This is a genomic window from Flavobacterium hibisci (genome assembly GCF_020026925.1).
In the GTDB taxonomy this organism is placed as follows: domain Bacteria; phylum Bacteroidota; class Bacteroidia; order Flavobacteriales; family Flavobacteriaceae; genus Flavobacterium; species Flavobacterium hibisci.
The window spans coordinates 120,540-144,823 of record NZ_JAIQDW010000013.1 but is presented as its reverse complement, the minus strand read 5'-3'; the positions used below and the strand labels follow the sequence as shown (position 1 = coordinate 144,823).

The window sequence follows — 24,284 nt, the reverse complement described above, 5'->3', positions numbered from 1 at the left end:
TGCTTTGCAAGCTTCATCATCCGGCAGTTCTTTTATAAAGTTTAGTATGCTTTGTCCTTGAAATACTTCCATAGTAGTTGATTTTAAAGGCATAAATATACAGAAGCTAAATGATTAACTCAAAAAATTTATATCCGTCTTTATACATTGCACCGCTTCTAACAGTTAATATCTGTGGAATTCCTCTTCTGCTTCCTACTTTTGTTGCTGTTTCTTTGTCTTTGCTTAAATGCACGTGCTGGCGGCTCATTTTTTTCAAACCTTCTTTGCGAATGTTTTCCATGAATTTGCCAACTGTTCCGTGATACAAATATTCCGAAGGTTCTGTTTCTTCCAGATTTAATTCAACCGAAATCGAATGTCCCTGACTTGCACGGATTTTAGTTTTATCTTCATTATAAGCGAAACGCTTTTTATCGTTATTTTCTACAACGTAATCTAGAAGTTCAACCGTCATCTCATTCTGGCTTCCTCTGTTATTACATTTTACAATTAATTCTTCTACATCTGCCCATCCATTTTCGTCTAATTTTAATCCGATAGTTTCAGGCGAATGTCTAAGCACCAGACTCAAAAATTTGCTGACGCTTTTTGCTGTTTTTTCATTCATCTTTTTCTATATTTTTTTCATCTACCGATGACATTTTTATAAGTAATAATTATAAAATACTTTTATAAATTTGATAATTTTCATCATCAAAACAGAGAAAAAAGTACTTTTTCAATTTCTAAAATTCTATCAAAATCTTTTACTGCTTTTACGGCAATTTCAGCTGCTTTATCTTTCGGAAAATGGTAAATTCCTGTACTGATATTTGGAAAAGCAATTGTTTTAATTCCGTTTTCAACAGCAAGATTTAAACTGTTCTTGTAACAATCTGCTAGCAATTTTGACTTTTCTTCTTTATCACCATTCCAAACCGGTCCAACAGTATGAATTACATATTTTGAAGGCAGATTTCCGGCTGTTGTAATGACTGCTTCACCTGTTCTACAACCTCCTTGCTTATTACGAATTTGAACGCATTCGTCTAAAATCGCTTTTCCTCCTTTACGATGAATTGCTCCGTCAACACCACCACCTCCAAGCAAAGAAGTATTCGCTGCATTTACTATTGCATCAACCTCAACTTCTGTTATATCTGCTTTTAATAATTCTAAAATCATTTTCTAAAATTATCTAGTTTATCATTAAGTTCTTTGTTTTCACTTACGAAAGAACGATTTGTAAAATGAACGTTTATAATCTCGATTCCATTTACTATATTAGAATTAAAATCAGCTAAATCTTCTGATGGAATCCAAAGTTCATTATGGTTTTTATCACCGACATTTTGAATTTCATACTTTTCAAGAAAATCTGTTTTCACTTCAAAAGCCGTTACAATTCCAATAAAGCCCGAAAACTCATCAACAGTATTCCACTCAAAAGCAATCTGATCTGCATATTGCTGATTCGTTACCGGATAAAAAATAGGTTGCCATTCTAATCTTGGTGGAAATGCTTTGTAACCGGAATCCGCAATTAATTCCATTTCTTTTAGTCCAACCGGGCGATATAATCTTGTTGTTTGCATAATCAATTTATTTTAATTGATCTCGAACTTCCATCAAAGCAAACCCCAAAAGATTCAAACCTCTCCATTTTTCAGGATTCAAAACATCTCTATGATCACTAGCCATTCCGATTCCCCAGATTGGGTCAACCGGACTTGCTTCGACAATAACTCGTTCTTTAGTGTTTAACAAAAAGGTTCTCAAATCAGCATTTTGACTGAATTTGTGATAGTTTCCTTGTTTTACGATTTCATATCGGTTTTCTAACCAAACCGTATCAACATAATTTTTGACTTCCCTACCGAGTTTTTTGGCTTCTGCAGGAGAATCGGCTTCAAGGATTTTTTCTAAAATTTCCTGATCGTCGAATAATTCTGCTTTTTTCGCCATCATCCAGTGTTCTGCGGTTTTGTAGGTTACTTTTTCTACTTTAAAAGAACTTAACCACCATTGGCTGAAACAGGTTTTGGTAATTTTTCCGTCTTTATTGGGCTGATGTCCCCAGAAAAATAAAAATTTACTTTCTGGAGTTATGGTATTTATATTGTATTTCATTTTTCTATTTTATTGAAACAAAGAAGTAATGTTTTTGAAATCTTTAGAATCAGGTGAAAATGATCCGTAGATTTCGTTGAATTCTGTTGTGAGACTTTCAAACTCGTAATCCTGCTCCAGCTGATCCATACAAGTTACAACTAAGTTTCTTTTTACATTCGGACTGTAAGCTGCATCGAGTTTTAGCGCATAATTTAAAAGTTCGTAATTTAGACTTCCAAAACGCAAATGTTTTTGATATTCGTTAAAAACACAGGTTTCTTCTTCGTTGTTTTTTAATTTAATTTCTCCTTCATTCGCCATCCAGCCATGTCCGTGGCGGGTTGAATAACTTCTGGTTACGTAATAAACGGCTACATCTTCAATCTTTAGTGTATTACAAATTTCAATGGCATTTTTTGAAGTGGTATTGGCATACGTTACATTCGGAAAAACGCCGTGATCCATGTCGAGTAAAATCCCCTGACTGCCTTCAAAAATCAGATTTTTATATTTCGAAAGAAATGTATAATCGACAATATTCCATTGTATTTTATCGATTGCTTCCAGATATTGATTGATTTCTTCGTCTAATTCACTTTCGTTTAAAAAACCATAATAATAAGCGATCTGATTAAGTTTTTCTAAAAGCATTTTACGAGGCGCAATAAAATCGATGGCAAATAATTTATACGGACCTTCGTTTCTTTTCATGGTTGCCCCAATTCCTTTTCCGCAGGTTCCATGATCGAGATTTCGAACATTATTTCTGTTTTGCCAGACATCAAAAGGCGTGGTTACTTTTGCCAATGGATGAATGTGAAGTTCCGTATTACCGCCGTTTTTTTCTAACTCTGCTTTTTCATTATATAAAAAAAGAGGATGTACGGTACAATGTTCACTAAAATAAGAAGGCAAACCCCGAAGCGCACCACTCGCAAAACTGGAATGAACGTGTTTTTTGTCGCCAATCATGACAGTATGTGCTGCCTGCTGTCCTCCCGAAAAGCGAATAACTATAGATTCAGGGTTTTGTTTCGCCAGAAAATCGGTTGTGATGCCTTTTCCTTCGTCACCAAATCCTAAACCTATAACTATTTTTGCTGTTTTCATTTTTATTGTTATTTTAATCTCGCTAAGTCGCAGAGTCGCTAAGTCTTTTTAAACTTAACTTTTTAATTAAGAATCTTTGCGCCTTTGCGTCTTTGCGAGCAAATTTCTAAGAATAAAACTTCACAATTAAACCTCGCAAAATCGCTAAGTTTAAAGCATTTCGATATTGTCTAAGCCTGTGTTTGTCGTATCAGAAACGGGTGTTGTTCCTAAACCAGAACTTTTATGTTTTTCGCAGATGATCTTTTTGATTACGTTTGGGATTTCTCTGTGATCTTCGATAGACAAACAGTTTTGTCCCAGTAATTTTTTCCATTCCACATCAGCATTTATTGCTTGTCCTGAATGCAAAACACTAATGTGATAAACATCATATCTTTTTTGCGCTTCTGCTAATAATTCAAGATACGTATAAGTCTGTTGTCCCTGACCCATAATTTCTTTGATTGCTGAAGCTGGAAGTGTTTTCAAACCTGGTTCATCACCAACGGTAAACAGCAATCCTTTTTGTCCACGTTTTTCGAAAGCATCAGTTTTGGTATGAAAAGCGGCAAAGTACCACGCTAAAAGGTAGCTTTCGCCAGCGTTTCCTCCGCCTCCTCCTTCTATATAAGTTCTCGTTAACCACATATCCAATTCTTCGTCACCAGATTCAAACTGTCCAACCTGAAGCGGAAATCTGTCGCATTCGTGATCTCCGATTCCTAAGAATAAAAGTGCTGGATCCGGAACGCCTCCTTGAATAATGCCTCCCATCAATTTTGGAAGTCCGTCTTTAATCAGTTCATGTGGAATATGCCCCATACTTCCTGTAACGTCCAATCCTAAAATGATTGGAACTGTGTTTGGATGAACATCAGAATCTCTTGCTTCTCTAAAAATCACTCCATTTGGATTCATAGATTCATGAGCCACATGTAATGCATTCTGTGTAAATATTTCGCTAGCTGATTTCTTTCCGTAACCTGCTGCTTCTGCTCTGCTCAAACGAGCGCCTATATCGTATCTTGTACCTCCCATAACTAATATTTTTTACCAAATAAATATTCAAATCTCTTTTTTGTAACTTCAAACTGAATGTTTAAATTTCTGATGGTCAGCGAAAGTTCCATGTCTTTCTGCACAAAGGCTTCCGGCTGAAAATCGGCAAATGTCAAACTGTTTTTATCCAGCGGACTGATATCAATCAATCCTTCTTGCTCTCTTTCGAGTCTTTTGATTTTTAATTCGATGTCTTCGACTCTTCGTCTGTAAATTAATTCAGAATCCTCGCCAATTACTTTGGCTCTGTCTTCTCTAATCTGATCATTGTTTCTTTTTAAAGACTCAATAAATCGTGGTTTTAAATCTTCGCTCATGGTTTTTTGGTTGTTTTATTTTTGTTTCAGGTTTTTCTTGTTTCAGGTTTCCTGTTCTGTGCGAACTTGAAACTTTTAATTTCAAACTTGAAACTTCGTTAATAGTGTTTTTTAGGTTTAAGAATTAACTTTAAACCTGATCCCGAAACTTCGGGAGAAACTTTTTAAACTAGTTAAAAGTTTCTTCAAACTGCTTAAAATTTGCTTTTTTATCAGAATTGTCAAATACTGCAAAAACGATTTTTTTAAAAGAACCTGAATATTTTGCTGCAATAATTTCTTTGAAAAGACGTGCTACATCTTTAGGTTCATTTTTAAAAACACCACAACCCCAAGCTCCTAAAATAAGTGTATCGATTTTTTGCTTTGCGGCAATTGCCAATACTTTATCCATTCTTGCTTTTAAAATTTCTTCTGTTATAGCAATTTCTTCTTTCCTGTTATGTTGTTCCATCGCACCTTTATTTGGTGCTGGAGCAGTAATCATATCTACAACAAATGGTTTTTCAAAATAATTTCCTTTATCATCATTCCAAAACAAAACATTCGGACTATAAATCATGTAATCTGAATATAAAAATGAGGACTGATTTCTGTTAAAATCGTACATCGTTTTGTCTTTTATCTGCGTTTCGTAAAGGTTTGACGATCTGGCCAGACTTTCTTCCTGAGCAGAAGCTCCGCCTAGAAATCCACCTCCTGGATTTTTTGCAGAGGCGAAGTTTAAAACACAGATTTTACCATTTTTTTCTTCAGCTATTGCTTTAATTGTCGAACAGTTTTTCGTTATAATTTCTGTTTCAAACTTATTTTCAATTGGTGTTTTTAAAATCGCATCCCAATCATTTGGTGAAATGGTAAACGTATTTTTTTTAGATTCTTCGAGTTCTTTATCTACAAGAATCTTTTTTCCTTTGTATTCATAAAAACCATTTTTAATGATTTCTAAGGTTCTATTTGCTATTTCTACTCTATAATTTTTATTCATAATTCTAATTTTACAACCTCGACGTTTTCACCTTCAAAATCTTTTACAGAATTAGTTGTAAAAATGCCGTCAAAACAATTTAAAACTTCAAAACCTTTGTTGAAAATTCCGTGGCTTACTGCTAAATATAACTTTCCGGCGTTTTTCTTTTTTAGTTCTTCGGCTAAGCCAATGAAAGTTCCTCCTCCGTCACAGATATCATCTACTATTAAACAATCGATTCCCTGCAAATCATCTTCGTACACTTTAAAACCAGACAATTTTCCCGTTTTTACATCGCGGCTTTTACTGCATTCTACAACTTCAATTCCGCCTAAGAATTCAGAAACTTTGTAGATTTTTTTCAAAGCGCCTCCATCTGGAGAAATCAGTTTTACGTTTTCTCCAATTACTTTTAAGACTTGTTTGATAAAAGTATAGTTCGGAATTACAGTACTATTATTCAACAAAGCCGGAGTTACTTCCGAATGTGCATCAAAAACAAAAACTTTATTCAATTGAAGTCCGTTAATTATATCAGCATACACTTTAACAGACAAAGGTTCTCCAGGAATCATAACACGATCCTGTCTGGCAGCCGGAAAATACGGAATAAACAAATCGATTATCTTAACATCCATTCTGCGTAAAGCATCTACTGTGATACACAATAAACCCAAATCATTGAATGAATTTAAACGGTGTGTGATGGTTACTTTTTCATTGGTATCAAAATTAGGATCAATTTTAATATGCGGTTCTCCTCCAGAAAATGTAAAACTTTGAAAATTGATTTGTTTCTGGTTTTGTATCGGAGTGAATTTTGGGTCGAGATTTAGTATCATAGTGTTGCGGTTTGCGTTAATTATACGCAAATGTAGGGTTTAATTTTGAATAAACAATTTATTTTGTGTAAAAATTACGCAAACTTTATTTCGAAGTGAAAGCCTTCTTTGTGTAAGTCATTGTATTTCTTATGGTTGAATCGAAATAATTTGGCCGGACGCCCTGTTTTTACCGGAGAATAATTTTCTGTTTCTTCTACGATTCCGAAGCTCAGAATTTTTTTTCTGAAATTCCGGCGTTCGATTTCCTTTTCTAAAATAGTGCAATAGAGGTTTTCGAGCTCTGAGAAAAGAAATTCTTTTGGAAGCAAATCAAAACCAATTGGCTCGTAGGTTAGTTTGGCTTTTAAACGTTCCAGCCCTTTTTTAAGAATTTCATTATGGTCAAAAGCTAGGGCAGGAACTTCATTAATCATAAACCATTGTGCATGTTCAGCATCTGTATCGGCCTGGACTTTTAAGTTTGAAGGATCTACCAAAGCATAGTAGGCTACAGAAATGACACGGTTTCGGGGGTCACGATTTGTATCATCGCCAAAAGTAAACAGTTGCTCAAAGTAATTTACTTCAACATTTGTTTCTTCCTTCAATTCTCTTTTTACAGCGTCTTTTAGTGATTCGTTATTTTTAACCAAACCTCCTGGCAATGCCCAATAGGATTCCTGAGTTCCAAATTTCTGTTGGATTAAAAGAACGTACAACTGACTGTTTTGATAACCAAAAACAATGGCATCCACAGCAACTCTTATATTTTGATTTTCAGACATAATTAAAATGCGTAAGATTTACACAAATATAAAATTTTATATTTCTTACGCTGAGCTATTTAAAGTTTAACTCAGAAAAAGTTCGCAAAAATCAAATTCTCTATACGACAAATTTAATGTGGAATACAATAGTACAACTCATCATTTTTGATGATTTTAAGTAAGGATTTTATCTTTTAAGTAGATAATGCAATTCTTACTTCATTGGCAATGATATCAAAAAAAGTTTTCAGATTGTTGTTTTTAGCAGCCAATAAATAAACATACTCTTCCGGAACGTGGAAGCTGTTCCACACCAATTGTAGTTTGTTTTGCTGAATAAATTTTCTGGCATTACAATTCCACGTTACGGCAACACCGGAATTTTTGGAAAGCATTTCCAGCATTTCATATTCTGATGGGATAATATAATTGGGAACCATGGATGGTCTTTTTTTATGGAAGGCATGTAGCCAGAATAATTTTATGTGTGGGATCCTGGCATCATGCGAATACCATTTTTGCTCGTTCAGCCATTGTTCTGCTTCAGTAAAATTATCTGATTTCAGTTTCTGGCGAAATTCGGTAATGTCTAAATTCGTTGGTCCAACCAATACCAGTTTAATCTTGGCAACCGTTTCCTGAATCGTATCAAACGTATCATATTTTTTGGAAACAATTGCAAAGTCCAGTTTTTTAGAATCGACTAAAGAAAAAAGTGTATCATCATCGGCAAAAGTAAAATCGATCAAATCAAATTTTCCAATTAAAGCATTGCCAACACTACTGAAAAGATGTTTAGAGATGCCCACAGAAATTAAGCGTGTGGCATCTTCTGCTTTTGACCGAAAAGTAGTTTCTACATTTTCAAGCCGGTCAAGTGCGTCTATTATTAAGTTATTCAGTAACTTAGCATATTCTGTTGGTTCGACGCCTTTTGATTTTCGAATAAATAATTTATTCCCAACATGAGCTTCCAGCATAGAAATCTGCTGACTAACTGCGGGCTGACTCATAAATAATTCCTTTGCAGCGATAGAAAAATTACCATTTTTATAAACTGCTTTAAATGTTCTGTACCATTCCAGATTTACCATGATATAATTTTATTTATAACAAACATAGTTTATTTTATTTTTACAAATATCATATAAGCCGTAAATTTGTTTAAAATTAATCAAATGAATAAAATAGTATTATTTGCGATAATCGCTTTCACAGCAAGTAGCATTTCAGTTACTGCTCAAAAATTAAATAAAAAAAAGATGAAAAAAGTATTATTTGTGCTTACGAGCCATGACAAATTAGGAGATACAGGTGAAAAAACAGGATTTTGGACAGAAGAATTTGCTGCGCCATATTATACTCTTATAGATCAGGGATATGTTGTCGAAATTGCAAGCCCTTTAGGAGGCCAGCCGCCAATTGATCCAAAAAGTAATGATCCTAGTGCTGCTACAGAAGACACTAAACGTTTTGATGCGGATTTAGCTTTACAGGAAAAATTGAAACATACGCATAAAATTACAGATGTGAATCAGAAAGATTTTGATGCAGTCTTTTATCCGGGGGGCCACGGACCAATGTGGGATTTGGCTGTAGATCAAAATTCTATTGCTTTGATTGAATCTTTTTACAATCATAAAAAACCAGTAAGTTTTGTTTGTCACGCTCCGGCAGCATTAAAAAATGTAAAGATTGATGGTTCTTATTTAGTAAAAGGCAAGAAAGTTACCGGATTTTCAAATACTGAAGAAGAAGGTGTTGGTTTGACAAAAGTGGTTCCGTTTTTATTGGAAGATGCTTTAAAAACTAATGGTGGCGAATACTCAAAAGGAGCTGATTGGGCACCTTATGCAGTAGAAGACGGTTTGTTGATTACAGGTCAAAATCCGGCTTCATCAAAACTGGTAGCTGAAAAATTAATGGCACAATTAAAAAAATAAGCAGATGTTAAACTTTGAATTATACAATCCGACAAATTTAATTTTCGGAAAAGGACAAATAGAAAAACTTTCGGCTTTAGTTCCAAAAGAAGCTAAAATCCTTTTGGCTTACGGTGGTGGAAGTATTTTTAAAAACGGAATTTACGATCAGGTAATCAGTAATCTGAAAGGTTTTGAAATCGTAGAGTTTGGCGGAATCGAACCAAACCCTAGATTTGAAACTTTAATGAAAGCGGTTGATGTTATTAAAGCTGAAAAAATCGATTTTATTCTCGCAGTAGGAGGAGGATCTGTTATTGATGGTGTAAAGTTTATTTCGGCAGCAGTTAATTTTGAAGGAAATCCGATTGATATTCTTCAAAAGAGAATTTTAATTAAAGAAAATGCAATGCCGTTTGGAACAATTTTGACTCTTCCGGCTACAGGGAGTGAAATGAATTCAGGATATGTGGTGACGATCGAAGCGACTCAGGAAAAATTAGCTTCAGGCGGAAGCGCGTTATTTCCACAATTTTCTATTTGTGACCCAACTGTAATTGCATCTTTACCTAAAAGACAACTTGAAAATGGTATTGTAGATGCTTATACTCACGTTATGGAGCAATATTTAACGTATCCAACCGATGCTTTTCTTCAGGATAGAATTGCAGAAGGAATTTTGCAGACTTTAATAGAAGTTGGTCCAGGAGTTGTAGAAAACCCAACCGATTATACTTTGGCTTCTAACTTTATGTGGAGCTGTACAATGGCTTTAAACGGATTAATACAGAAAGGTGTTCCAAGCGACTGGGCAACGCACATGATTGGCCATGAACTGACAGCTTTATACGGAATTGATCATGCAAGGACTCTGGCAATTATTGGTCCAAGTTTATATAAAGTGATGTTTGAAACTAAAAAAGGAAAATTAGCGCAATACGGAAGGAGAATCTTCAACTTAACAGGTTCAGACGATGAAGTTGCCAAAGAAGCTATAAATAAAACCGTAGAGTTTTTCCACACTATGGGAATGGATACTAAACTTTCTCAGTACACCAATGATTACGGCAGAACAGCAGATTTTATTGTTGACCGTTTTGAAGAAAGGGGATGGAAAGGCTTAGGCGAAAAACAGCTTGTAACGCTGGATAAAGTGAAATCTATTGTAGAAATGAGTTATTAAAAAAATAAATTCCAAGTTTTAAAATTCGAAATTCCAATAATTTTGTGGTATTAGTTTTTGGATTTTTTGTTTGGACCTCATGCCATACACAAATTTGGAATTTAGAAATTCAATATTAACAAAAAGGCGTTCTTAATATATTTAGGAACGCCTTTTAAAATACTAAAACAAAACTAACTAACTCAATTCTTACTAAATTCATTTAATAATCTAATTAATAATAGTTTACAACGCAACTGTTTGTTTTTTATTGTATAGGAGGAGAAATATTTTTCATTTTTTTGAAATTCTTTAAAAACGTTGTATTTAAAGCTGTTTTTAAAATTCTTAAATTACATTTTGTGATATTACTGCATTATTAAGTACTTTTGCTCTAAATTATTTGAATAATGAGCCAAAATTTAAAATTTGCAGTAATTGGTGGTGGGAGCTGGGCAACAGCTATTGCAAAAATGCTGTGTGTGAACCTGGATGAAATTTCGTGGTATATGCGAAATGACGCTGCGATAGAGCACCTTTTAAAATATAAACATAATCCAAATTATTTGAGTTCAGTTGAGTTTGATATCAATAAACTTAAATTAACCAACGATATAAACGAAGCGATTGAATATGCAGATTACCTTATTTTTGCAATTCCTTCTGCTTTTTTAAATGCTGAATTAGAACATTTGACAGTTTCTCTTGAAAATAAAATTATCTTTTCAGCCATTAAAGGAATTGTTCCTGAGACAAGTTTGATTGTGGGTGAACATTTTCACATTCAGTACGATATTCCATACTACAATATAGGGGTTATTACAGGACCCTGTCATGCTGAGGAAGTAGCTTTAGAAAGACTTTCATATTTAACGATTGCCTGCGGTGATCCGGAGAAAGCCTGTACAGTTGCAAAATCCTTATCCAGTAATTATATAAAGGCTAAAATTTCAGATGATATCATCGGAACTGAATATGCGGCAATGCTGAAAAATATTTATGCAATAGCTGCCGGAATTGCACATGGTCTGGGATATGGCGATAATTTTCAGTCTGTATTGATGAGCAACGGAATCCGTGAGATGCGAAAATTTATCAAGAAAGTACACAGAATGAAACGAAATATCAATGATTCTGCTTATTTGGGGGATTTACTGGTAACAGGATACTCTGTATTTTCAAGAAACCGAATGTTCGGCAATATGATCGGAAAAGGGTATACTGTAAAAAGTGCTATGATGGAAATGAGTATGGTTGCCGAAGGATATTATGCAACTAAAAGCGCTTATAAATTAAATCAGGGTTATGGTGCCAAAACACCAATTATTGATGCGGTTTATGCAGTATTGTATGAAGGAAAGAATGCCAAGACTGTTTTCAAAAAACTAACAGAATCTTTAGATTAAGAATTAAAAAGTTCAAGATATACAAAAAGAGTTCGTTTCTATCTCAGAAGCGGACTCTTTTTGTATAATAATTTTCTATTTTACTTCTTTTATAGCAGAAGCATCAATCCAGCCTTCGGTGCCATCCGTCAATTCAATTTTTTTCCAGTTTTCAAGGGATTCGGTTACATAAACCTTAGCACCTTCGTGCAATAAGAAAATACTTGATGCTCCTTTTTGAGGTTCACTTCGTACTTCTGTCATTTCAGCAAAAACGATTGCAGGACGATCATTATTATAATGATCTTTTTCAGTTATTCCTGCTGAAACACTTAATAATAAGGCAAACAGTAAAATAAACATTCCGATAAAATAGATTCTTTTGGAAAGTGTAAGCTGTGAAAAATAATAGCCAATAAAACTAAGCAGAAAAGCAAATGCAATTCCTACCGAAATCCAAGCCCATGTATTGTAATTAAAAATACCTGTAAAATTCTGAACCAGCTTTGCAAAACCAACCTTTGGGACTTCTTTAATTTCGTCTATTGTGAGTTTTTTGGCAAATTTGAGATTGTTTAAAGTTTCAGCATCATGTGGTTTCAGGACAAGAGCCTTTTCATAATTATAAATCGAAAGGGCCACTTTATTAAGTTTGTAATAACAATTCCCTAAGTTAAAATACAACTCGGCAGAGTGTTGTTTTTCATCCTTAATAATGCTTTCATAAGTTTGTGCTGCTTCCTGGTATTTTCCCTTTTGATATAAGGCATTTGCTTTTTCAAAACTGCCCTGAGCAAAGAAAACCTGTGAGATTAATAAAAAGAGATATACTATATTTTTCATTTTCTGTAAATTTTAACCTTTCGTAAACTTTGACGTTAGGTTTAAATAATTTGTTTTTCTAATTCCGAAATAATCAAAACAGCTTTGTCATAATCCTGTTGGATAGATGTGCCTGATGCAGGTGCATATCTCGCAAACTCGCAGTTCTCGGTCAAATTAATAAAGTTCTGAACCGTTTCCGGATTTACACTTCTTGATAACAGCAATTTGCGAATATTGTCTTTGCTCATTTCTGAGGTCTCAATGTGTAATTTGGCTTTCAGGAAATTATGCATTGCTTTTTCAAGGGCAATATAAAAAGGTTCTTTATTATTAAGCTGTTTCTTGGCTTCAGACAAATATTTCTTCGCCAGTTTGTTATTCATTTTAATTCTGTTACCGGTAACATCACTATCGATTGCCTCTTTTTTCTTCTTGGCAATTACAATAATTGGTAAAATGACAAAAGGCAGTAACAATAAACTGTAATATAAATCGGAGCCGTAAAAATCATCTTTTGCAGTCGAAACTAAAACCGTTTTTGGTTTGATATATTTAAATTGCTCTGATTTTGTAATCACATTTTTAGATGTATGTGAGGCCACTGCTTCAGCCTGAACAGGACCATCCAAAACATCAATCATGATTTCAGGAGAAGTTATGGTTTTATAGCTTCCGGAATTCAAATCAAAATACGAGAATTCCATTGGTTTTATAGCATACTTTCCTTTAAATTGAGGTATGATGGTATATTTGTCCGAAATTTTTCCAGACATTCCTGCAAGTGATGTATTTACTTTTTCGTCATGAACCGGATCATACATTTCTAATGCATTAGGTACAACTGGTTTTGGCAAGGTAAATAGTTTCATGTTACCTGTTCCGTTTGCACTAACAATCAAATCAAGGCTTTCTCCACTTTTTAAGGTAGTTTTTGATGGGGTAACGGTAAAATCAAATTTACCTACAGCTCCGGTAAAACCAATAGGTTTATTTGCCTCAGGAAGTGCTCTTACATTGATTGTTTTGGCTCCGGCAGAAACGGTTTTGTTTGCGTCATCCAGCATCATCTGACCAAACATGTTCCGGCCTCTTGGTACCTGAATTCCTATGTCTAAAGAAAGCGGTTCAATAGTAAGTTTTCCTGATTTTTGAGGGTATAAAATCGTTTTTTTAAGGACTACAAAGTAAGAGCGTTCACCTTTGTACATTCCCTCTTCAATTTGAAGCTGTTTGATGTCAATATTTTGATTCCAAAAGTCTTTGTATTTAGGTTTAGCCAGTTCTTTAAATCCTGTTACACCAATACCATTAAAATATAATTTATAAACCACTGTAATAGGTTCATTTATATAAGGATTCGTTTTGGAAATTTCCGCAATCAGATTCAGTATCTCATTTCCGCCCCCTTGATGCTGTTGTTGTGAATTTGGATCTCTTTCTTGTGGAACTGCATTGGTAACCGTTATTTTTATGGGAGATGTTTTATAAACCTGCCCATTATATTCAATTGAAGCCTGTTTGATGGTAAATGTACCTTTTTGATTCGGCAGCAAAAAATAAGAATAAATTTTCTGAAATGAACTTCTTCCATTTACCCATGACTGACTTATCTGCTGGCTTGGCCCTCCTACAATCCTGAAACCTTCAAAAGAAGGCTGGTCAAAGTTATCCCCATCAACATTCATGATAAAGTCAATACGGAGTCTTTCGTTAACTCCAAGCGTATTCTTGCTTACCCTGGCTTCAAACTGAACCTGAGCCATAAGTCCCTGAAAAGTGAATAGTAATAGAATTAAATATCTTTTCATTACTTGTTTAATCAATTTTTGTTTGTTGTTAGTAGTTTATAGTTTCTGTTATCTTCTAAAAGTTTATTCTTTTAATTTAGATGAAATGGTAAACTGTTTTTATTAAATCAGAAAAACAATTAACCAAAAACAATAACAATTCTACCAGTCTTTTTCTGCTTTTTTAGGACTTCCTTTTACTTTTTGGGCATTAACTTTATCCTGAATTTTCTTTTCTTCATTATTCACCGCATCTAATAAATTCTGGACACGATCTTTTGAAATTCCTCCCGGCATAGGTTTTGGCTCTCCGTTATTGTTTGATTTATCATCTTTTTTGGGATCGTTTTTACCGTCTTTTTTATCTTTGTCCTTATCGCCTTTGTCGTCTTTTTTCTGATCGTCTTTGCCGTCTTTTTTATCTTTATTGTCGCCGTCCTTTTTCTGATCGTCTTTTTTATCGTCCTTTTTATCCTTGTCCTTATTCTTGTCCTTATTCTTGTCGTTTTTCGGAGGGTTTTCTTTTAGTTTTTGTTTGGCTAAAGCATAATTGTAACGTGTCTCATCATCACTAGGGTCGTTACGCAAAGCGTTTTTATAAGCTTCAACAGCCTGAGTATAATCTTTTTCTTTCATAAAAACATTTCCTAAATTATGGAAAGCTTTGTGTTTTTCAGGTCTGGTTTTGGCATTTTTAATAGCCTTTGCATAAGCATATTTTGCTTCTGATGCCTGGTTTTGTTTGTAAATTGTATTTCCTAAATTATAAGAAGCTGTAGCTTTTTTAGGAAATTTTGATTGTGAAATCCTGTAATTTGCCTCTGCATCAACAAATTTATTCTGTTTATATTCTTCATTGGCTTCAGGCAATGTTTTGTCTTTTTCCTGAGCAGAAACTGCCAAAGAAAAGGTTAGTAATATATAAAGAAGTAAATTTTTCATTCTGTGTTTTTATTTTTTTGCTCCCGATTTGTCAGAACAATTATTTCTTTTCGTTAAATAAATTCAACTCGTTTATCCAGTTTGTTTTTCTTTCCAATAAAAAGATATCCAGAAATAACAGGAAAAAGGCAAAGCCTAAAAACCATTGAAACTGCGATTGAAACTCTGCCATTTGTGTTGCTTCAAACTCAGTTTTCTGAATATTATTCAAGGCATTTTTTACATATTCCAGTACTTCTTTTGTACTTCCTCCATAAACATACCCGCCTTTGGTTGCTTTTGCAATTGCTCTTAAACCTTCCTGATTTAGTTTTGTAATAACTGTTTCACCATTTTGGTCTTTCTGATAACTTCTGACTACACCGTTTTCCTTCAACGGAATTGTGGCTCCTTTTTCTGTTCCAACACCAATAGTAATGATTTTCATTCCAATTTTATTGGCTTCATCTGCAGCTGCTTCAGCACCTTCAGAGTGATCTTCTCCATCAGAAATAAGGATTAAAAGTTTGCTGGTTTTACTTTTTTCATCGAAATAGGTTGCTGATAATTTAATCGCTTCGTCAAGTGAGGTCCCTTGTGATGACACCATTCCGGGATTCATACTTTGCAGAAACATTTTAGCGACACCGTAATCTGTTGTAATTGGTAAGACTGGGAAAGCGCTTCCGGCATAAGCTACAATTCCGATCCTGTCGCTGCCTAAATTATTGATAATCTGAGAAACCAATTGTTTGCTTTTTTCTAAACGGCTCGGTGCAACATCCTCAGCCAGCATACTTTTTGAAACGTCAACAGCAAAAACAATATCAATTCCTTCACGTTTTACAGTTTCCATCTTGGTACCAATTTTTGGATTAACCAGTCCAATAATCAGAAAGGCTAATGCAAAAAGAAATAATACTAACTTTAAAACCGGTTTAAAAACAGAACGTTCCGGGCTTAGTTTTTTTACCATTTCCAAATCACCAAACTCACGCTGTTTTTTTCTTTTCCAATACAGATTAAAAAGAAAAATACATGCCACAATCGGGATGAGAAATAATAGATATAAATATTTTTTTTCGTCTAGTTCCATAAATGTTTTTAAATTCCAATTTTAAAAATTCCAAATTCCAAATTCCAATTTGTTTTTTGGAATTTCATTTTTGGAATTTTTTAATTTTTTCAAAATTAAATGAAGCTTCTGTAAACAGTGTTTCTTAAACCCACTTCCAACAACAATAATATTCCTGATAACAAAACAAAAAACCTGTATTTTTCATCGTAATCGTAGAATTTTAATTCCTGAATTTCAGTAGTTTCTAATTTGTTTATTGAGTTGTATATTTCAGCCAGTTTATCATTACTGGTGGCTCTAAAATAGGTTCCATCCGTTTTTTTGGCGATACCTTTCAGTAACTGTTCATCAATCTCTACTTTTTGCATTTTAAACAAGAAACCGCCGTTTGGGGCATATGCATAAGGAAATTCAGCCATTCCGTTAGTCCCGATTCCAATAGTATATACTTTTATCCCATATTGCTTTGCAATGTCAGAAGCTGTTTCCGGCTCAATGAATCCCGCATTATTTACACCATCTGTCAAAAGAATAATCACCCTGCTTTTTGCTTTACTATCCTTAAGTCGGTTTACAGCCGTTGCAAGTCCCATCCCAATTCCGGTACCATCCTGTAATACATTATCGTATTTGATCTCCTTAATAGCTTCTAAAATGATGGCTTTATCGCTGGTAACAGGTATTTTAGTGTAGGCTTCAGAGGCATATAAAACAATTCCGATTCTGTCGTTTGGTCTTTCGTTAACAAAATCAGCCGCAACTCTTTTTAAAGCTTCCATACGGTTGGGCTTTAAATCTTTTGCAAGCATACTTCCCGAAACGTCAATTGCCATTACAATATCAATCCCTTTCGTTGTTTTAGTTTCGTTGCTGATGTCAACAGTTCTCGGTCTTGCTAAAGCCACAATCAGAGAACACAGAGCGATAATCCTGAAAACATACAAACAAGGTTTTAATTTTGTTAATAGTGATTCGCTGTTTTTAAAACCCTGAGTTGAACTCATTTTTAAAGTAGCCGATTGCTGATTGCGTTTCCAGAAAAACCATCCTATTGCAATTGGGATTAATAAAAACAGCCAAAAAAATTCCGGATTTAAAAAAGTTATTTTTTCCATTAGTTGCTTGCTCTTTTAAGTTCAACAGAATTTAAAATTCTATCCGAAATATCATTAGCATACGTATCTCCTTCTTCATGGAATATAGCAATTTGCTGTAATCCGCCATCTTGTTTAAACATCAGGACTTCGTAGTAAAGTTTAGCGCTTGTTTTCAGGTTTTCATTAATAAAGGTAAAAGTTCCGTACCCTTTTATTCCCGTAATGCCTTCTTTAGTTTCAAAATCTTCTTGTTTTGTAATCATATTTCTGGCACCCTGAGCTTCGATTATTTTTAAATTGCCTTCAAGGGCTTTTGATAAATCAATTTCTGTAGGGTTTTTAAATTTAGCTGTAGAAACCGTTATATAAAAATTATCAAGTAAACTTCCGTAACCAAAAAGCTGCATTTCCTTTATAAGGGCCATAGCCTCTTTTGGTAATACTTTTTGAGTATCAAGTCGTTGTAAAACCCTTGGGGTTTCAATTAAAACACCAGGATTGCCGTACTCGCTTTTTATCCATTCCCCTTCCAGTAATTCTTTGGTTGGGTGTCCAATTATATTGTCTTTTACATAATTAAAACCTTTAGTGACAACGAAATAAGTAGTGGTTGCAGTAAGTAAAAAAACTACAGTTGCAGCAGCAATTGCAATACGTTTATTTCTTTTTTTCTTTAACTGAAGCTGAATTTGTTTTTGTTTTTGGGCTTCGTTTAATAATTGATCTTCTTCCTCAACAGGAACTTCTGTAGGGATAGCATTATCCAGCGTTAAAATTGCTTTTTGAATCTTATTTCTGTCTTCAGTAATTTCAAACTCTAATGGTTTTGATTTTGCAAATTTCACCAAATCTGCCTGTCTTAAAACACGTTCCAGATTTTCAACAGTTTCGGGAGTAAGGCTCATTTTCTTTTTGGCAGAAGCCGTTTTAAGACCCTGAATCAGTTCAGAAGTTGTGCTTTCCATTGCCGGAATCTGAATTGCTTCTTCTATATAATTACGGGCAATATCAGTCAGTTCACTATAATATTCTTTTACTTCGCCTTTTTGCCAAAGTTCTTTTTTCTCAAGATTGTTTAATAAGCTTGTCGCTTTTTCAATAGGCGTTTTATAAACTTCTTCTTCAATTTTTTTCTTTTGGTGTTTTTTCATATACCAATAAACGAAAACACCAATTCCTATAATCAGAACTACAATCAAAAGATAAATCCACCAGTCTCCAATACCGTTTTCAACAGTTGAGATATCTTTAATATCATACATTTTTTGCTGTAGAGTATCCACTTTCACACTGGCTACTTCAACTGAAACCGGATCGCTTAAATGAGGCTTTTTATCAATCAGAATCTTAACTGGCGGAATAACATATCTTCCGGAATCAAATTGTGTCAAGCCATATTTTTTGATAAGCTCATAAGTGCCGTCTTTTTTAACGGTGTCAATTGGGTACGATTGAATCACTTCTAATGGACCAATGTTTTTTAAAGCAGGAAATACAACTTTAGATTTTGAACTTACGATCGTTTTAAGCGTTAGCTTAAACTCGGCGCCAATTTTATTTTTTGTAGTATCGATACTGGTTTCAATCTGCTTATTTTGTGCAAAAACAGTTGAGGAAAGTAAAAATAGAAATATGTAAAATTTTAATTTCATTTGATTTGATTTCAGATTTTAGTCTAAAATGAAGCTTAAAACAGATTCAGCTTAAGCGATTTATTTTCGATTATTCTTCAAATTAATCTAATATTCTAACAAACTAAGATCTCTGATAATCTAAAATTATCTTGATTTGAAATACCCCAGTAATTTAGTTACGTAATTTTCATCAACTCTTGTGTTTACGACACCAGCTCCGGATTTGCTGAAAATTTCCTTAAAGTAGCTGACACGTTCCTGATAGTGTTTTTCATAATTCATTCGGACTTTTTTAGAACCGGTATCTACGAGCTGAATTTTTCCGGTTTCCGCATCAAGCATCGTTACCATTCCTAAATTTGGGATTTTTTCTTCACGGATATCGTAAACCCGAACACCTGTAATATCATGTTTTTTAGAAGCAATTTTTAAAGTGTGCTCATAATTTTCAGACATAAAATCTGAAATCATAAAAACAATTGCTTTCTTTTTTTGTGTTCCTGAAAGAAACTTTAAAGCTTGGGCGATATCTGTTTTTTGGCTTTTTGGTTCAAATTCGATCAATTCACGAATAATTCTCAAAACGTGCGAACGCCCTTTTTTTGGCGGAATGTATAATTCAACATTATCAGAAAACAATATTAATCCAATCTTGTCGTTATTTTGTGTAGCGGAAAAAGCCATCGTTGCAGCAATTTCAGTTACGATGTCTTTTTTAAACTGACTTTTTGAACCAAAACCTTCAGAACCCGAAATGTCTACCATTAAAACCATAGTCAGCTCGCGTTCTTCTTCAAAAACTTTTACGTGGGCTTCGTTATAGCGTGCGGTTACATTCCAATCGATGTTACGAATATCATCGCCATATTGGTATTGGCGTACCTCGCTAAAAGTCATCCCGCGCCCTTTAAATGAAGAATGGTATTCTCCTGAAAAGATGTGATTGCTCAGTCTTTTGGTTTTGATTTCTATTTTCCGTACTTTTTTTAAAAGCTCTTTTGTATCCATTCTATTTGTTTAAAGTTTAAAGTTTAAAAGTTTCAAGTTTGTCTTGCAACAACCTGAAACTTGAAACTTGAAACAAATTTTTAAGGTACCTCAATCTCGTTTACGATTTTGTTGATAATGTCTACAGAAGTAATGTTTTCAGCCTCAGCTTCATACGTTATTCCAACTCTGTGACGAAGTACGTCATGTACAACAGCACGAACATCCTCTGGAATTACATATCCACGGCGTTTGATGAATGCATAACATTTTGCCGCATTGGCTAAATTGATACTTCCACGTGGTGATGCTCCAAAACTGATAAGCGGTTTTAAGTCGGCTAGTTTATACTTTTCCGGATAACGGGTAGCAAAGATGATATCTAAGATATATTTTTCGATTTTTTCATCCATGTAAACTTCACGAACGGCTTCCTGTGCACGCAGAATTTGTTCTACAGAAACTACAGGATTTACTTTTTCGTAACTTCCTTTTAGGTTTTGGCGAATTACAAAGCGCTCTTCGTCAATTTTTGGATAATCGATAACGGTTTTCAGCATGAAACGGTCAACCTGAGCTTCAGGAAGCTGATAAGTTCCTTCCTGTTCAACAGGATTCTGAGTAGCCAATACTAAAAACGGACGATCAAGCTTAAAAGTGGTATCTCCAATTGTAACCTGTTTTTCCTGCATTGCTTCCAAAAGTGCAGACTGAACTTTGGCAGGAGCACGGTTGATCTCATCGGCAAGTACGAAGTTAGCAAAAATTGGCCCCTTTTTAATAGAGAATTCGTTTGCTTTAATGTTGTAAATCATGGTTCCGATAACATCGGCAGGTAATAAATCCGGCGTAAACTGGATACGGCTGAAAGAACCCTGAACTGCTTGTGATAAAGTATTAATCGCCAAAGTTTTTGCTAAACCAGGAACACCTTCCAGTAAAATATGCCCTTGTCCTAATAGCCCGATTAATAAACGCTCGACCATGTGTTTCTGGCCCACAATAACTTTGTTCATTTCCATTGTAAGAAGGTCTATAAAAGCACTTTCTCTCTCAATTTTTTCATTTATCGCTCTAATGTCTAAAGTCGTTGTATTTTCTTCCATATAAATATTTTTAAAAACCTTTTAAAACTTGTGATTTTTATACCTGATTTTTGAGAGTGCAAATTGAATATTTTTTAAGAAGTAAGATGTTAAAAAATGGTTAAAACTTCGACCAAAACCCTAATTTTAAGGACGAATTGTGAATCTATTTTTATATTTTTAAGAACTTTGGTGATTATGCTGTAAGCAGACATCATTATTACTAAAAATAATACAACAAAACATGAGCAAAACTTTATTATCACCTGTAATTTCAGGGGTTAGGAATTGGGGAGTTTGGGATAAAAATCTTACATCAAAAGAAATGGAAAGCATGATACAGCTCTGTATCGAAAACAAAATTACTACTTTCGACCACTCCGATATTTACGGAGATTACACCACAGAAGCAGATTTTGGAAAAGCACTTCATGACAGTAAAATTTCTCGCGAAAAATTGCAGTTAATTACCAAATGCGGTATTCAGATGGTTACCGAAAACCGTAATAATAAAGTCAGGCATTATGAACATTCTAAAGAATATATAATCTGGTCAGCAGAAGAATCCCTGAAAAAATTAAAAACAGATTATATCGATGTTTTTTTACTGCAAAGACCAAGTCCGTTAATGCAGGCTGATGAAATTGCTGAAGCAATTGAAAAACTGAAATCAGAAGGGAAAATCATTGATTTTGGAGTTGGAAACTTCAGTAATTCACAAGTTGAGTTAATTCGTCAGAAAACAGATGTTAGTTATCATTCAGTACAATTTTCGGCTACGAATTTTGAACCGATGACTGACGGAACTTTTGATTATGCGCAAATATACGGAATCCGACCATTGGCATGGAATCCGCTGGGTACTGTTTTTAGGGAAGATAGTCAACAAACACGTCGTCTGAAGAAATTACTTTCGACATTAGTAGAAAAATATCATTTAGGATCTGATACACTTTTATTAACATGGATTTTAAAACATCCGGCAAAAGTGATTCCGGTTGCAGGAACTGTAAATGTCGCCAGAATTCAATCATTGATGAAAGCAGTAGAACTGGAAATGGATAAGGAAGACTGGTTTGCAATATGGACTGAAAGCAGGGGAGAAGAGTTGCTTTAAAATAATAATTTATAAACATAACAGAAGTAAAATTCGCTTAAGCGAAAATAGTTGCCACAAATTAAAATGGAGTTTTCAATAAATGAAAGTTGTTTAATTTATGGCAAAACATATAGTCAGGATGAAAAAAACAGTTTTAATTACCGGTGCTACAAGCGGAATTGGGAAGGCAACAGCTCAGATTTTTGCACGAAATCATTATAAAATTATTATTTGCGGAAGGCGTAAAGAACGATTAAGCGAACTCGAAAAAGAACTTTCAGGATATACTGAGGTACATTCTTTGTCTTTTGATGTCAGGGATAAAAATGCTGTTTTTGAAAGTATAAATTCCTTACCGGAATATTTTTCGAATATTGACGTTTTAATCAATAATGCAGGGAATGCACACGGATTAGATCCAATTCAGAATGGTGATATTGATGATTGGGATGCCATGATTGATATCAATGTAAAAGGACTTTTATATGTTTCGAAAGCTATTATTCCGCAAATGACTGAAAGGGAATCGGGACACATTATCAACATTGGTTCAACTGCAGGGAAAGAGGTTTATCCGAATGGGAATGTATACTGCGGATCAAAACATGCTGTGGATGCTATTACTCAGGGAATGCGAATGGATTTGAACCCACACAAAATTAAAGTAAGCGGAATACATCCGGGTTTGGTTGAAACAGAATTTAGTGAAGTACGTTTTAAAGGAGATACCGAAAGAGCTTCAAATGTTTACAAAGGTTTTGATCCTCTGAAAGCAGAAGATATAGCCGAAATTATTCATTTTGTGGTTTCAAGACCTTACCATGTAAATATTGCCGATTTGATTGTTATGCCGGCAGCGCAGGCATCATCAACGATCGTTAAAAGAGACTAGCTTATATTTTAGACTAATTTAAACTTCTTGGGTTTAGCTGTTTAATAATCTGAGAAGTCTAAAATGAAACAAGAGAAAAATGAATAATCCAAGAATTCTAATCATCTAAGCCAGTCTAACATCTTAAAAATAATGATTAATAAACGCCTTTTAATTAAAAATCTTTTAGCTCATAATGATGAGAGCAGTTTTTATGATAAAAAAAGGCAGCTGAATTTACACTCGCGCGAAGGAAAAGGAAAGTTTTTGAAACATATCTGCGCTTTGTCAAATTCAAACCCTGCCAATAATTCTTATATCGTTGTTGGTGTTGAAGATCATGATAATGAAATTGTGGGTGATGATTTCTTTGATGACAGCCGGATTCAGAATCTGGTCAATGCTTTTCTGGAAAATCCGCCTAAAATCCAGTACGAAAATGTGCCTTTCCCCAATCTTCCAAAAGATAAGGTGATTGGACTGGTTACGATTAAGCCCAAAAGCCAGATTTCATCTTTCAAAAAAGGAATTCATACTATTCCGGCCAATAGTATTTTTATTAGGCGGGGAAGCAATTCGGTTCCGGTAGAGGGTGAAATCGAAAAAAATTACCAGAATACTGAAACAGTTATCGGAATCGAAAATAGTTCCCGAAACAGTATCCAGTATACGCTTGACGGTGTATTCGATTTTATGAATTTCAGGCATAAAGATATGTCTCCAAAATATCGTGTTTTTAAAGAATTGTTTGTTATCTGCTGGGCCGGAGTACCAAAAAAATCCAGAGATAAAACCTTTCTCTCGCGGGTAGATATTGAATTGATAAATGAACAGATCAAGCTTTTTTATTCGGCTCAGGATGTTGTTACAATTGTTTTTGATGATGATACTTTTACCATAACCGAATATGTTCCTCTGGGTTTAAACGATAAAACCAGTTATTATCCACTAGAAAAGCAAACTATACATTTTTTTGACAACGGATATTATAAAATTGACCGTCAAATGCTTTTTCAGCCTCCGGAATTCAATAGACGAATGCTTTTTCATATTTACAATTCGAATATTGCATTGCTTCAAAAACTGCAAAATGGTTTTGCTTTGTCAGAGCGTGAATTAAAAGATTTAGAAAACCTGCCTTCCACTTTTATGATTTGTTATCTGAATGGTTTTGACGAAGCCAAACAAAAACTTATTGATGCCAAATTACTTTTAAAACCGTTTAGCCAAATATATCTTTCTTTTAAGGAATCATTACGGGTTTTACGTAAAATGAAATATGATGTTCAGTAATCTTCTGCAGAGATT

General features: G+C 34.2%; 25 protein-coding genes. 6 read left to right on the top strand and 19 right to left on the bottom strand.

Annotated features, from left to right (window positions below; translation table 11 throughout):
- Nucleotides 1-106: 106 nt before the first annotated feature.
- From K8B81_RS14390 to K8B81_RS14340, 11 genes are all read right to left on the bottom strand, one after another.
- Nucleotides 107-610, bottom strand: a complete 504-nt coding sequence (locus K8B81_RS14390) for an RNA 2'-phosphotransferase (RefSeq protein WP_223682273.1) — start codon at nt 608-610, stop codon at nt 107-109.
- Nucleotides 611-696: 86 nt separating this feature from the next.
- Complete coding sequence (locus K8B81_RS14385; protein ID WP_223682272.1) at nt 697-1,167, bottom strand: O-acetyl-ADP-ribose deacetylase; 471 nt, start codon at nt 1,165-1,167, stop codon at nt 697-699.
- Complete coding sequence (locus K8B81_RS14380; protein WP_223682271.1) at nt 1,164-1,577, bottom strand: ADP-ribosylation/crystallin J1; 414 nt, start codon at nt 1,575-1,577, stop codon at nt 1,164-1,166. The genes K8B81_RS14385 and K8B81_RS14380 overlap by 4 nt, the downstream gene beginning before the upstream one ends.
- Nucleotides 1,578-1,584: 7 nt before the next feature.
- A complete protein-coding gene (locus K8B81_RS14375) occupies nt 1,585-2,112 on the bottom strand; it encodes an NADAR family protein (RefSeq protein ID WP_223682270.1) in 528 nt (175 codons plus the stop codon).
- Between the two features lie 9 nt (nt 2,113-2,121).
- Nucleotides 2,122-3,204 (bottom strand): adenylosuccinate synthetase, encoded by a 1,083-nt coding sequence (locus tag K8B81_RS14370; protein WP_223682269.1) that lies wholly within the window; start codon nt 3,202-3,204, stop codon nt 2,122-2,124.
- Nucleotides 3,205-3,354: 150 nt separating this feature from the next.
- Nucleotides 3,355-4,224: a hypothetical protein gene (locus K8B81_RS14365; RefSeq protein WP_223682268.1), complete on the bottom strand. Its 870-nt coding sequence runs from the start codon at nt 4,222-4,224 to the stop codon at nt 3,355-3,357.
- A 2-nt stretch (nt 4,225-4,226) separates the two neighbouring features.
- Nucleotides 4,227-4,562 (bottom strand): hypothetical protein, encoded by a 336-nt coding sequence (locus K8B81_RS14360; protein WP_025572250.1) that lies wholly within the window; start codon nt 4,560-4,562, stop codon nt 4,227-4,229.
- Nucleotides 4,563-4,731: 169 nt separating this feature from the next.
- Nucleotides 4,732-5,550 carry a TIGR02452 family protein gene (locus tag K8B81_RS14355; protein WP_223682267.1) on the bottom strand — a complete coding sequence of 273 codons (819 nt, stop codon included), beginning with the start codon at nt 5,548-5,550 and terminating at the stop codon, nt 4,732-4,734.
- On the bottom strand, nt 5,547-6,374 hold the full coding sequence (gene prs / locus K8B81_RS14350) for a ribose-phosphate diphosphokinase (RefSeq protein ID WP_223682266.1): 828 nt from the start codon (nt 6,372-6,374) through the stop codon (nt 5,547-5,549). The genes K8B81_RS14355 and prs overlap by 4 nt, the downstream gene beginning before the upstream one ends.
- 74 nt (nt 6,375-6,448) lie before the next feature.
- Nucleotides 6,449-7,141, bottom strand: coding sequence for an NUDIX hydrolase (locus K8B81_RS14345; RefSeq protein WP_223682265.1), 693 nt, complete (start codon nt 7,139-7,141; stop codon nt 6,449-6,451).
- Nucleotides 7,142-7,317: 176 nt separating this feature from the next.
- On the bottom strand, nt 7,318-8,217 hold the full coding sequence (locus K8B81_RS14340; RefSeq protein WP_223682264.1) for a LysR family transcriptional regulator: 900 nt from the start codon (nt 8,215-8,217) through the stop codon (nt 7,318-7,320).
- Nucleotides 8,218-8,301: 84 nt separating this feature from the next.
- On the opposite strand from K8B81_RS14340, the gene K8B81_RS14335 reads away from it, so the two are divergent.
- The 3 genes from K8B81_RS14335 to K8B81_RS14325 all read left to right on the top strand — a co-directional run bounded on the left by K8B81_RS14335 (nt 8,302) and on the right by K8B81_RS14325 (nt 11,613).
- The gene (locus K8B81_RS14335; protein ID WP_223682263.1) at nt 8,302-9,066 is read left to right on the top strand and encodes a type 1 glutamine amidotransferase domain-containing protein; all 765 of its coding nucleotides are present in this window, start codon (nt 8,302-8,304) and stop codon (nt 9,064-9,066) included.
- 4 nt (nt 9,067-9,070) lie between these two features.
- A complete protein-coding gene (locus K8B81_RS14330) occupies nt 9,071-10,228 on the top strand; it encodes an iron-containing alcohol dehydrogenase (RefSeq protein ID WP_223682262.1) in 1,158 nt (385 codons plus the stop codon).
- A 389-nt stretch (nt 10,229-10,617) separates the two neighbouring features.
- Nucleotides 10,618-11,613 (top strand): NAD(P)H-dependent glycerol-3-phosphate dehydrogenase, encoded by a 996-nt coding sequence (locus K8B81_RS14325; protein ID WP_223682261.1) that lies wholly within the window; start codon nt 10,618-10,620, stop codon nt 11,611-11,613.
- 75 nt (nt 11,614-11,688) lie between these two features.
- Here K8B81_RS14325 and K8B81_RS14320 read toward each other — a convergent pair whose 3' ends face one another.
- The 8 genes from K8B81_RS14320 to K8B81_RS14285 form a co-directional block, all read right to left on the bottom strand.
- Nucleotides 11,689-12,435, bottom strand: a complete 747-nt coding sequence (locus K8B81_RS14320; protein WP_223682260.1) for a tetratricopeptide repeat protein — start codon at nt 12,433-12,435, stop codon at nt 11,689-11,691.
- Between the two features lie 41 nt (nt 12,436-12,476).
- On the bottom strand, nt 12,477-14,225 hold the full coding sequence (locus tag K8B81_RS14315) for a BatD family protein (RefSeq protein ID WP_223682259.1): 1,749 nt from the start codon (nt 14,223-14,225) through the stop codon (nt 12,477-12,479).
- A 141-nt stretch (nt 14,226-14,366) separates the two neighbouring features.
- A complete protein-coding gene (locus K8B81_RS14310) occupies nt 14,367-15,146 on the bottom strand; it encodes a tetratricopeptide repeat protein (protein ID WP_223682258.1) in 780 nt (259 codons plus the stop codon).
- Nucleotides 15,147-15,186: 40 nt separating this feature from the next.
- Nucleotides 15,187-16,221, bottom strand: coding sequence for a vWA domain-containing protein (locus K8B81_RS14305; RefSeq protein WP_223682257.1), 1,035 nt, complete (start codon nt 16,219-16,221; stop codon nt 15,187-15,189).
- Nucleotides 16,222-16,316: 95 nt separating this feature from the next.
- The gene (locus K8B81_RS14300) at nt 16,317-17,318 is read right to left on the bottom strand and encodes a vWA domain-containing protein (protein ID WP_223682256.1); all 1,002 of its coding nucleotides are present in this window, start codon (nt 17,316-17,318) and stop codon (nt 16,317-16,319) included.
- Nucleotides 17,318-18,952, bottom strand: coding sequence for a hypothetical protein (locus tag K8B81_RS14295; RefSeq protein WP_223682255.1), 1,635 nt, complete (start codon nt 18,950-18,952; stop codon nt 17,318-17,320). The genes K8B81_RS14300 and K8B81_RS14295 overlap by 1 nt, the downstream gene beginning before the upstream one ends.
- 126 nt (nt 18,953-19,078) lie before the next feature.
- The gene (locus K8B81_RS14290; protein ID WP_223682254.1) at nt 19,079-19,942 is read right to left on the bottom strand and encodes a DUF58 domain-containing protein; all 864 of its coding nucleotides are present in this window, start codon (nt 19,940-19,942) and stop codon (nt 19,079-19,081) included.
- An 80-nt stretch (nt 19,943-20,022) separates the two neighbouring features.
- Entirely contained in the window at nt 20,023-21,027 is a 1,005-nt protein-coding gene (locus tag K8B81_RS14285) for an AAA family ATPase (protein ID WP_017497457.1), read from the bottom strand.
- A gap of 223 nt (nt 21,028-21,250) precedes the next feature.
- On the opposite strand from K8B81_RS14285, the gene K8B81_RS14280 reads away from it, so the two are divergent.
- The 3 genes from K8B81_RS14280 to K8B81_RS14270 all read left to right on the top strand — a co-directional run bounded on the left by K8B81_RS14280 (nt 21,251) and on the right by K8B81_RS14270 (nt 24,269).
- Entirely contained in the window at nt 21,251-22,123 is an 873-nt protein-coding gene (locus K8B81_RS14280) for an aldo/keto reductase (protein ID WP_223682253.1), read from the top strand.
- Between the two features lie 121 nt (nt 22,124-22,244).
- Nucleotides 22,245-22,997: an SDR family NAD(P)-dependent oxidoreductase gene (locus K8B81_RS14275; protein ID WP_223682252.1), complete on the top strand. Its 753-nt coding sequence runs from the start codon at nt 22,245-22,247 to the stop codon at nt 22,995-22,997.
- 132 nt (nt 22,998-23,129) lie between these two features.
- Nucleotides 23,130-24,269, top strand: a complete 1,140-nt coding sequence (locus K8B81_RS14270; protein WP_223682251.1) for an ATP-binding protein — start codon at nt 23,130-23,132, stop codon at nt 24,267-24,269.
- Nucleotides 24,270-24,284: the final 15 nt, after the last annotated feature.

Bases quoted from the DNA above. Each gene is read 5' to 3' on its own strand.
- K8B81_RS14370 (WP_223682269.1), bottom strand. From the start codon at position 3,204: ATGAAAACAGCAAAAATAGTTATAGGTTTAGGATTTGGTGACGAAGGA.
- K8B81_RS14380 (WP_223682271.1), bottom strand. From the start codon at position 1,577: ATGCAAACAACAAGATTATATCGCCCGGTTGGACTAAAAGAAATGGAA.
- K8B81_RS14375 (WP_223682270.1), bottom strand. From the start codon at position 2,112: ATGAAATACAATATAAATACCATAACTCCAGAAAGTAAATTTTTATTT.
- K8B81_RS14300 (WP_223682256.1), bottom strand. From the start codon at position 17,318: ATGGAAAAAATAACTTTTTTAAATCCGGAATTTTTTTGGCTGTTTTTA.
- prs (WP_223682266.1), bottom strand. From the start codon at position 6,374: ATGATACTAAATCTCGACCCAAAATTCACTCCGATACAAAACCAGAAA.
- K8B81_RS14305 (WP_223682257.1), bottom strand. From the start codon at position 16,221: ATGGAACTAGACGAAAAAAAATATTTATATCTATTATTTCTCATCCCG.
- K8B81_RS14295 (WP_223682255.1), bottom strand. From the start codon at position 18,952: ATGAAATTAAAATTTTACATATTTCTATTTTTACTTTCCTCAACTGTT.
- K8B81_RS14360 (WP_025572250.1), bottom strand. From the start codon at position 4,562: ATGAGCGAAGATTTAAAACCACGATTTATTGAGTCTTTAAAAAGAAAC.
- K8B81_RS14365 (WP_223682268.1), bottom strand. From the start codon at position 4,224: ATGGGAGGTACAAGATACGATATAGGCGCTCGTTTGAGCAGAGCAGAA.
- K8B81_RS14340 (WP_223682264.1), bottom strand. From the start codon at position 8,217: ATGGTAAATCTGGAATGGTACAGAACATTTAAAGCAGTTTATAAAAAT.
- K8B81_RS14285 (WP_017497457.1), bottom strand. From the start codon at position 21,027: ATGGAAGAAAATACAACGACTTTAGACATTAGAGCGATAAATGAAAAA.
- K8B81_RS14320 (WP_223682260.1), bottom strand. From the start codon at position 12,435: ATGAAAAATATAGTATATCTCTTTTTATTAATCTCACAGGTTTTCTTT.
- K8B81_RS14310 (WP_223682258.1), bottom strand. From the start codon at position 15,146: ATGAAAAATTTACTTCTTTATATATTACTAACCTTTTCTTTGGCAGTT.
- K8B81_RS14390 (WP_223682273.1), bottom strand. From the start codon at position 610: ATGAATGAAAAAACAGCAAAAAGCGTCAGCAAATTTTTGAGTCTGGTG.
- K8B81_RS14275 (WP_223682252.1), top strand. From the start codon at position 22,245: ATGAAAAAAACAGTTTTAATTACCGGTGCTACAAGCGGAATTGGGAAG.
- K8B81_RS14280 (WP_223682253.1), top strand. From the start codon at position 21,251: ATGAGCAAAACTTTATTATCACCTGTAATTTCAGGGGTTAGGAATTGG.
- K8B81_RS14270 (WP_223682251.1), top strand. From the start codon at position 23,130: ATGATTAATAAACGCCTTTTAATTAAAAATCTTTTAGCTCATAATGAT.
- K8B81_RS14325 (WP_223682261.1), top strand. From the start codon at position 10,618: ATGAGCCAAAATTTAAAATTTGCAGTAATTGGTGGTGGGAGCTGGGCA.
- K8B81_RS14385 (WP_223682272.1), bottom strand. From the start codon at position 1,167: ATGATTTTAGAATTATTAAAAGCAGATATAACAGAAGTTGAGGTTGAT.
- K8B81_RS14330 (WP_223682262.1), top strand. From the start codon at position 9,071: ATGTTAAACTTTGAATTATACAATCCGACAAATTTAATTTTCGGAAAA.
- K8B81_RS14315 (WP_223682259.1), bottom strand. From the start codon at position 14,225: ATGAAAAGATATTTAATTCTATTACTATTCACTTTTCAGGGACTTATG.
- K8B81_RS14355 (WP_223682267.1), bottom strand. From the start codon at position 5,550: ATGAATAAAAATTATAGAGTAGAAATAGCAAATAGAACCTTAGAAATC.
- K8B81_RS14345 (WP_223682265.1), bottom strand. From the start codon at position 7,141: ATGTCTGAAAATCAAAATATAAGAGTTGCTGTGGATGCCATTGTTTTT.
- K8B81_RS14335 (WP_223682263.1), top strand. From the start codon at position 8,302: ATGAATAAAATAGTATTATTTGCGATAATCGCTTTCACAGCAAGTAGC.
- K8B81_RS14290 (WP_223682254.1), bottom strand. From the start codon at position 19,942: ATGGATACAAAAGAGCTTTTAAAAAAAGTACGGAAAATAGAAATCAAA.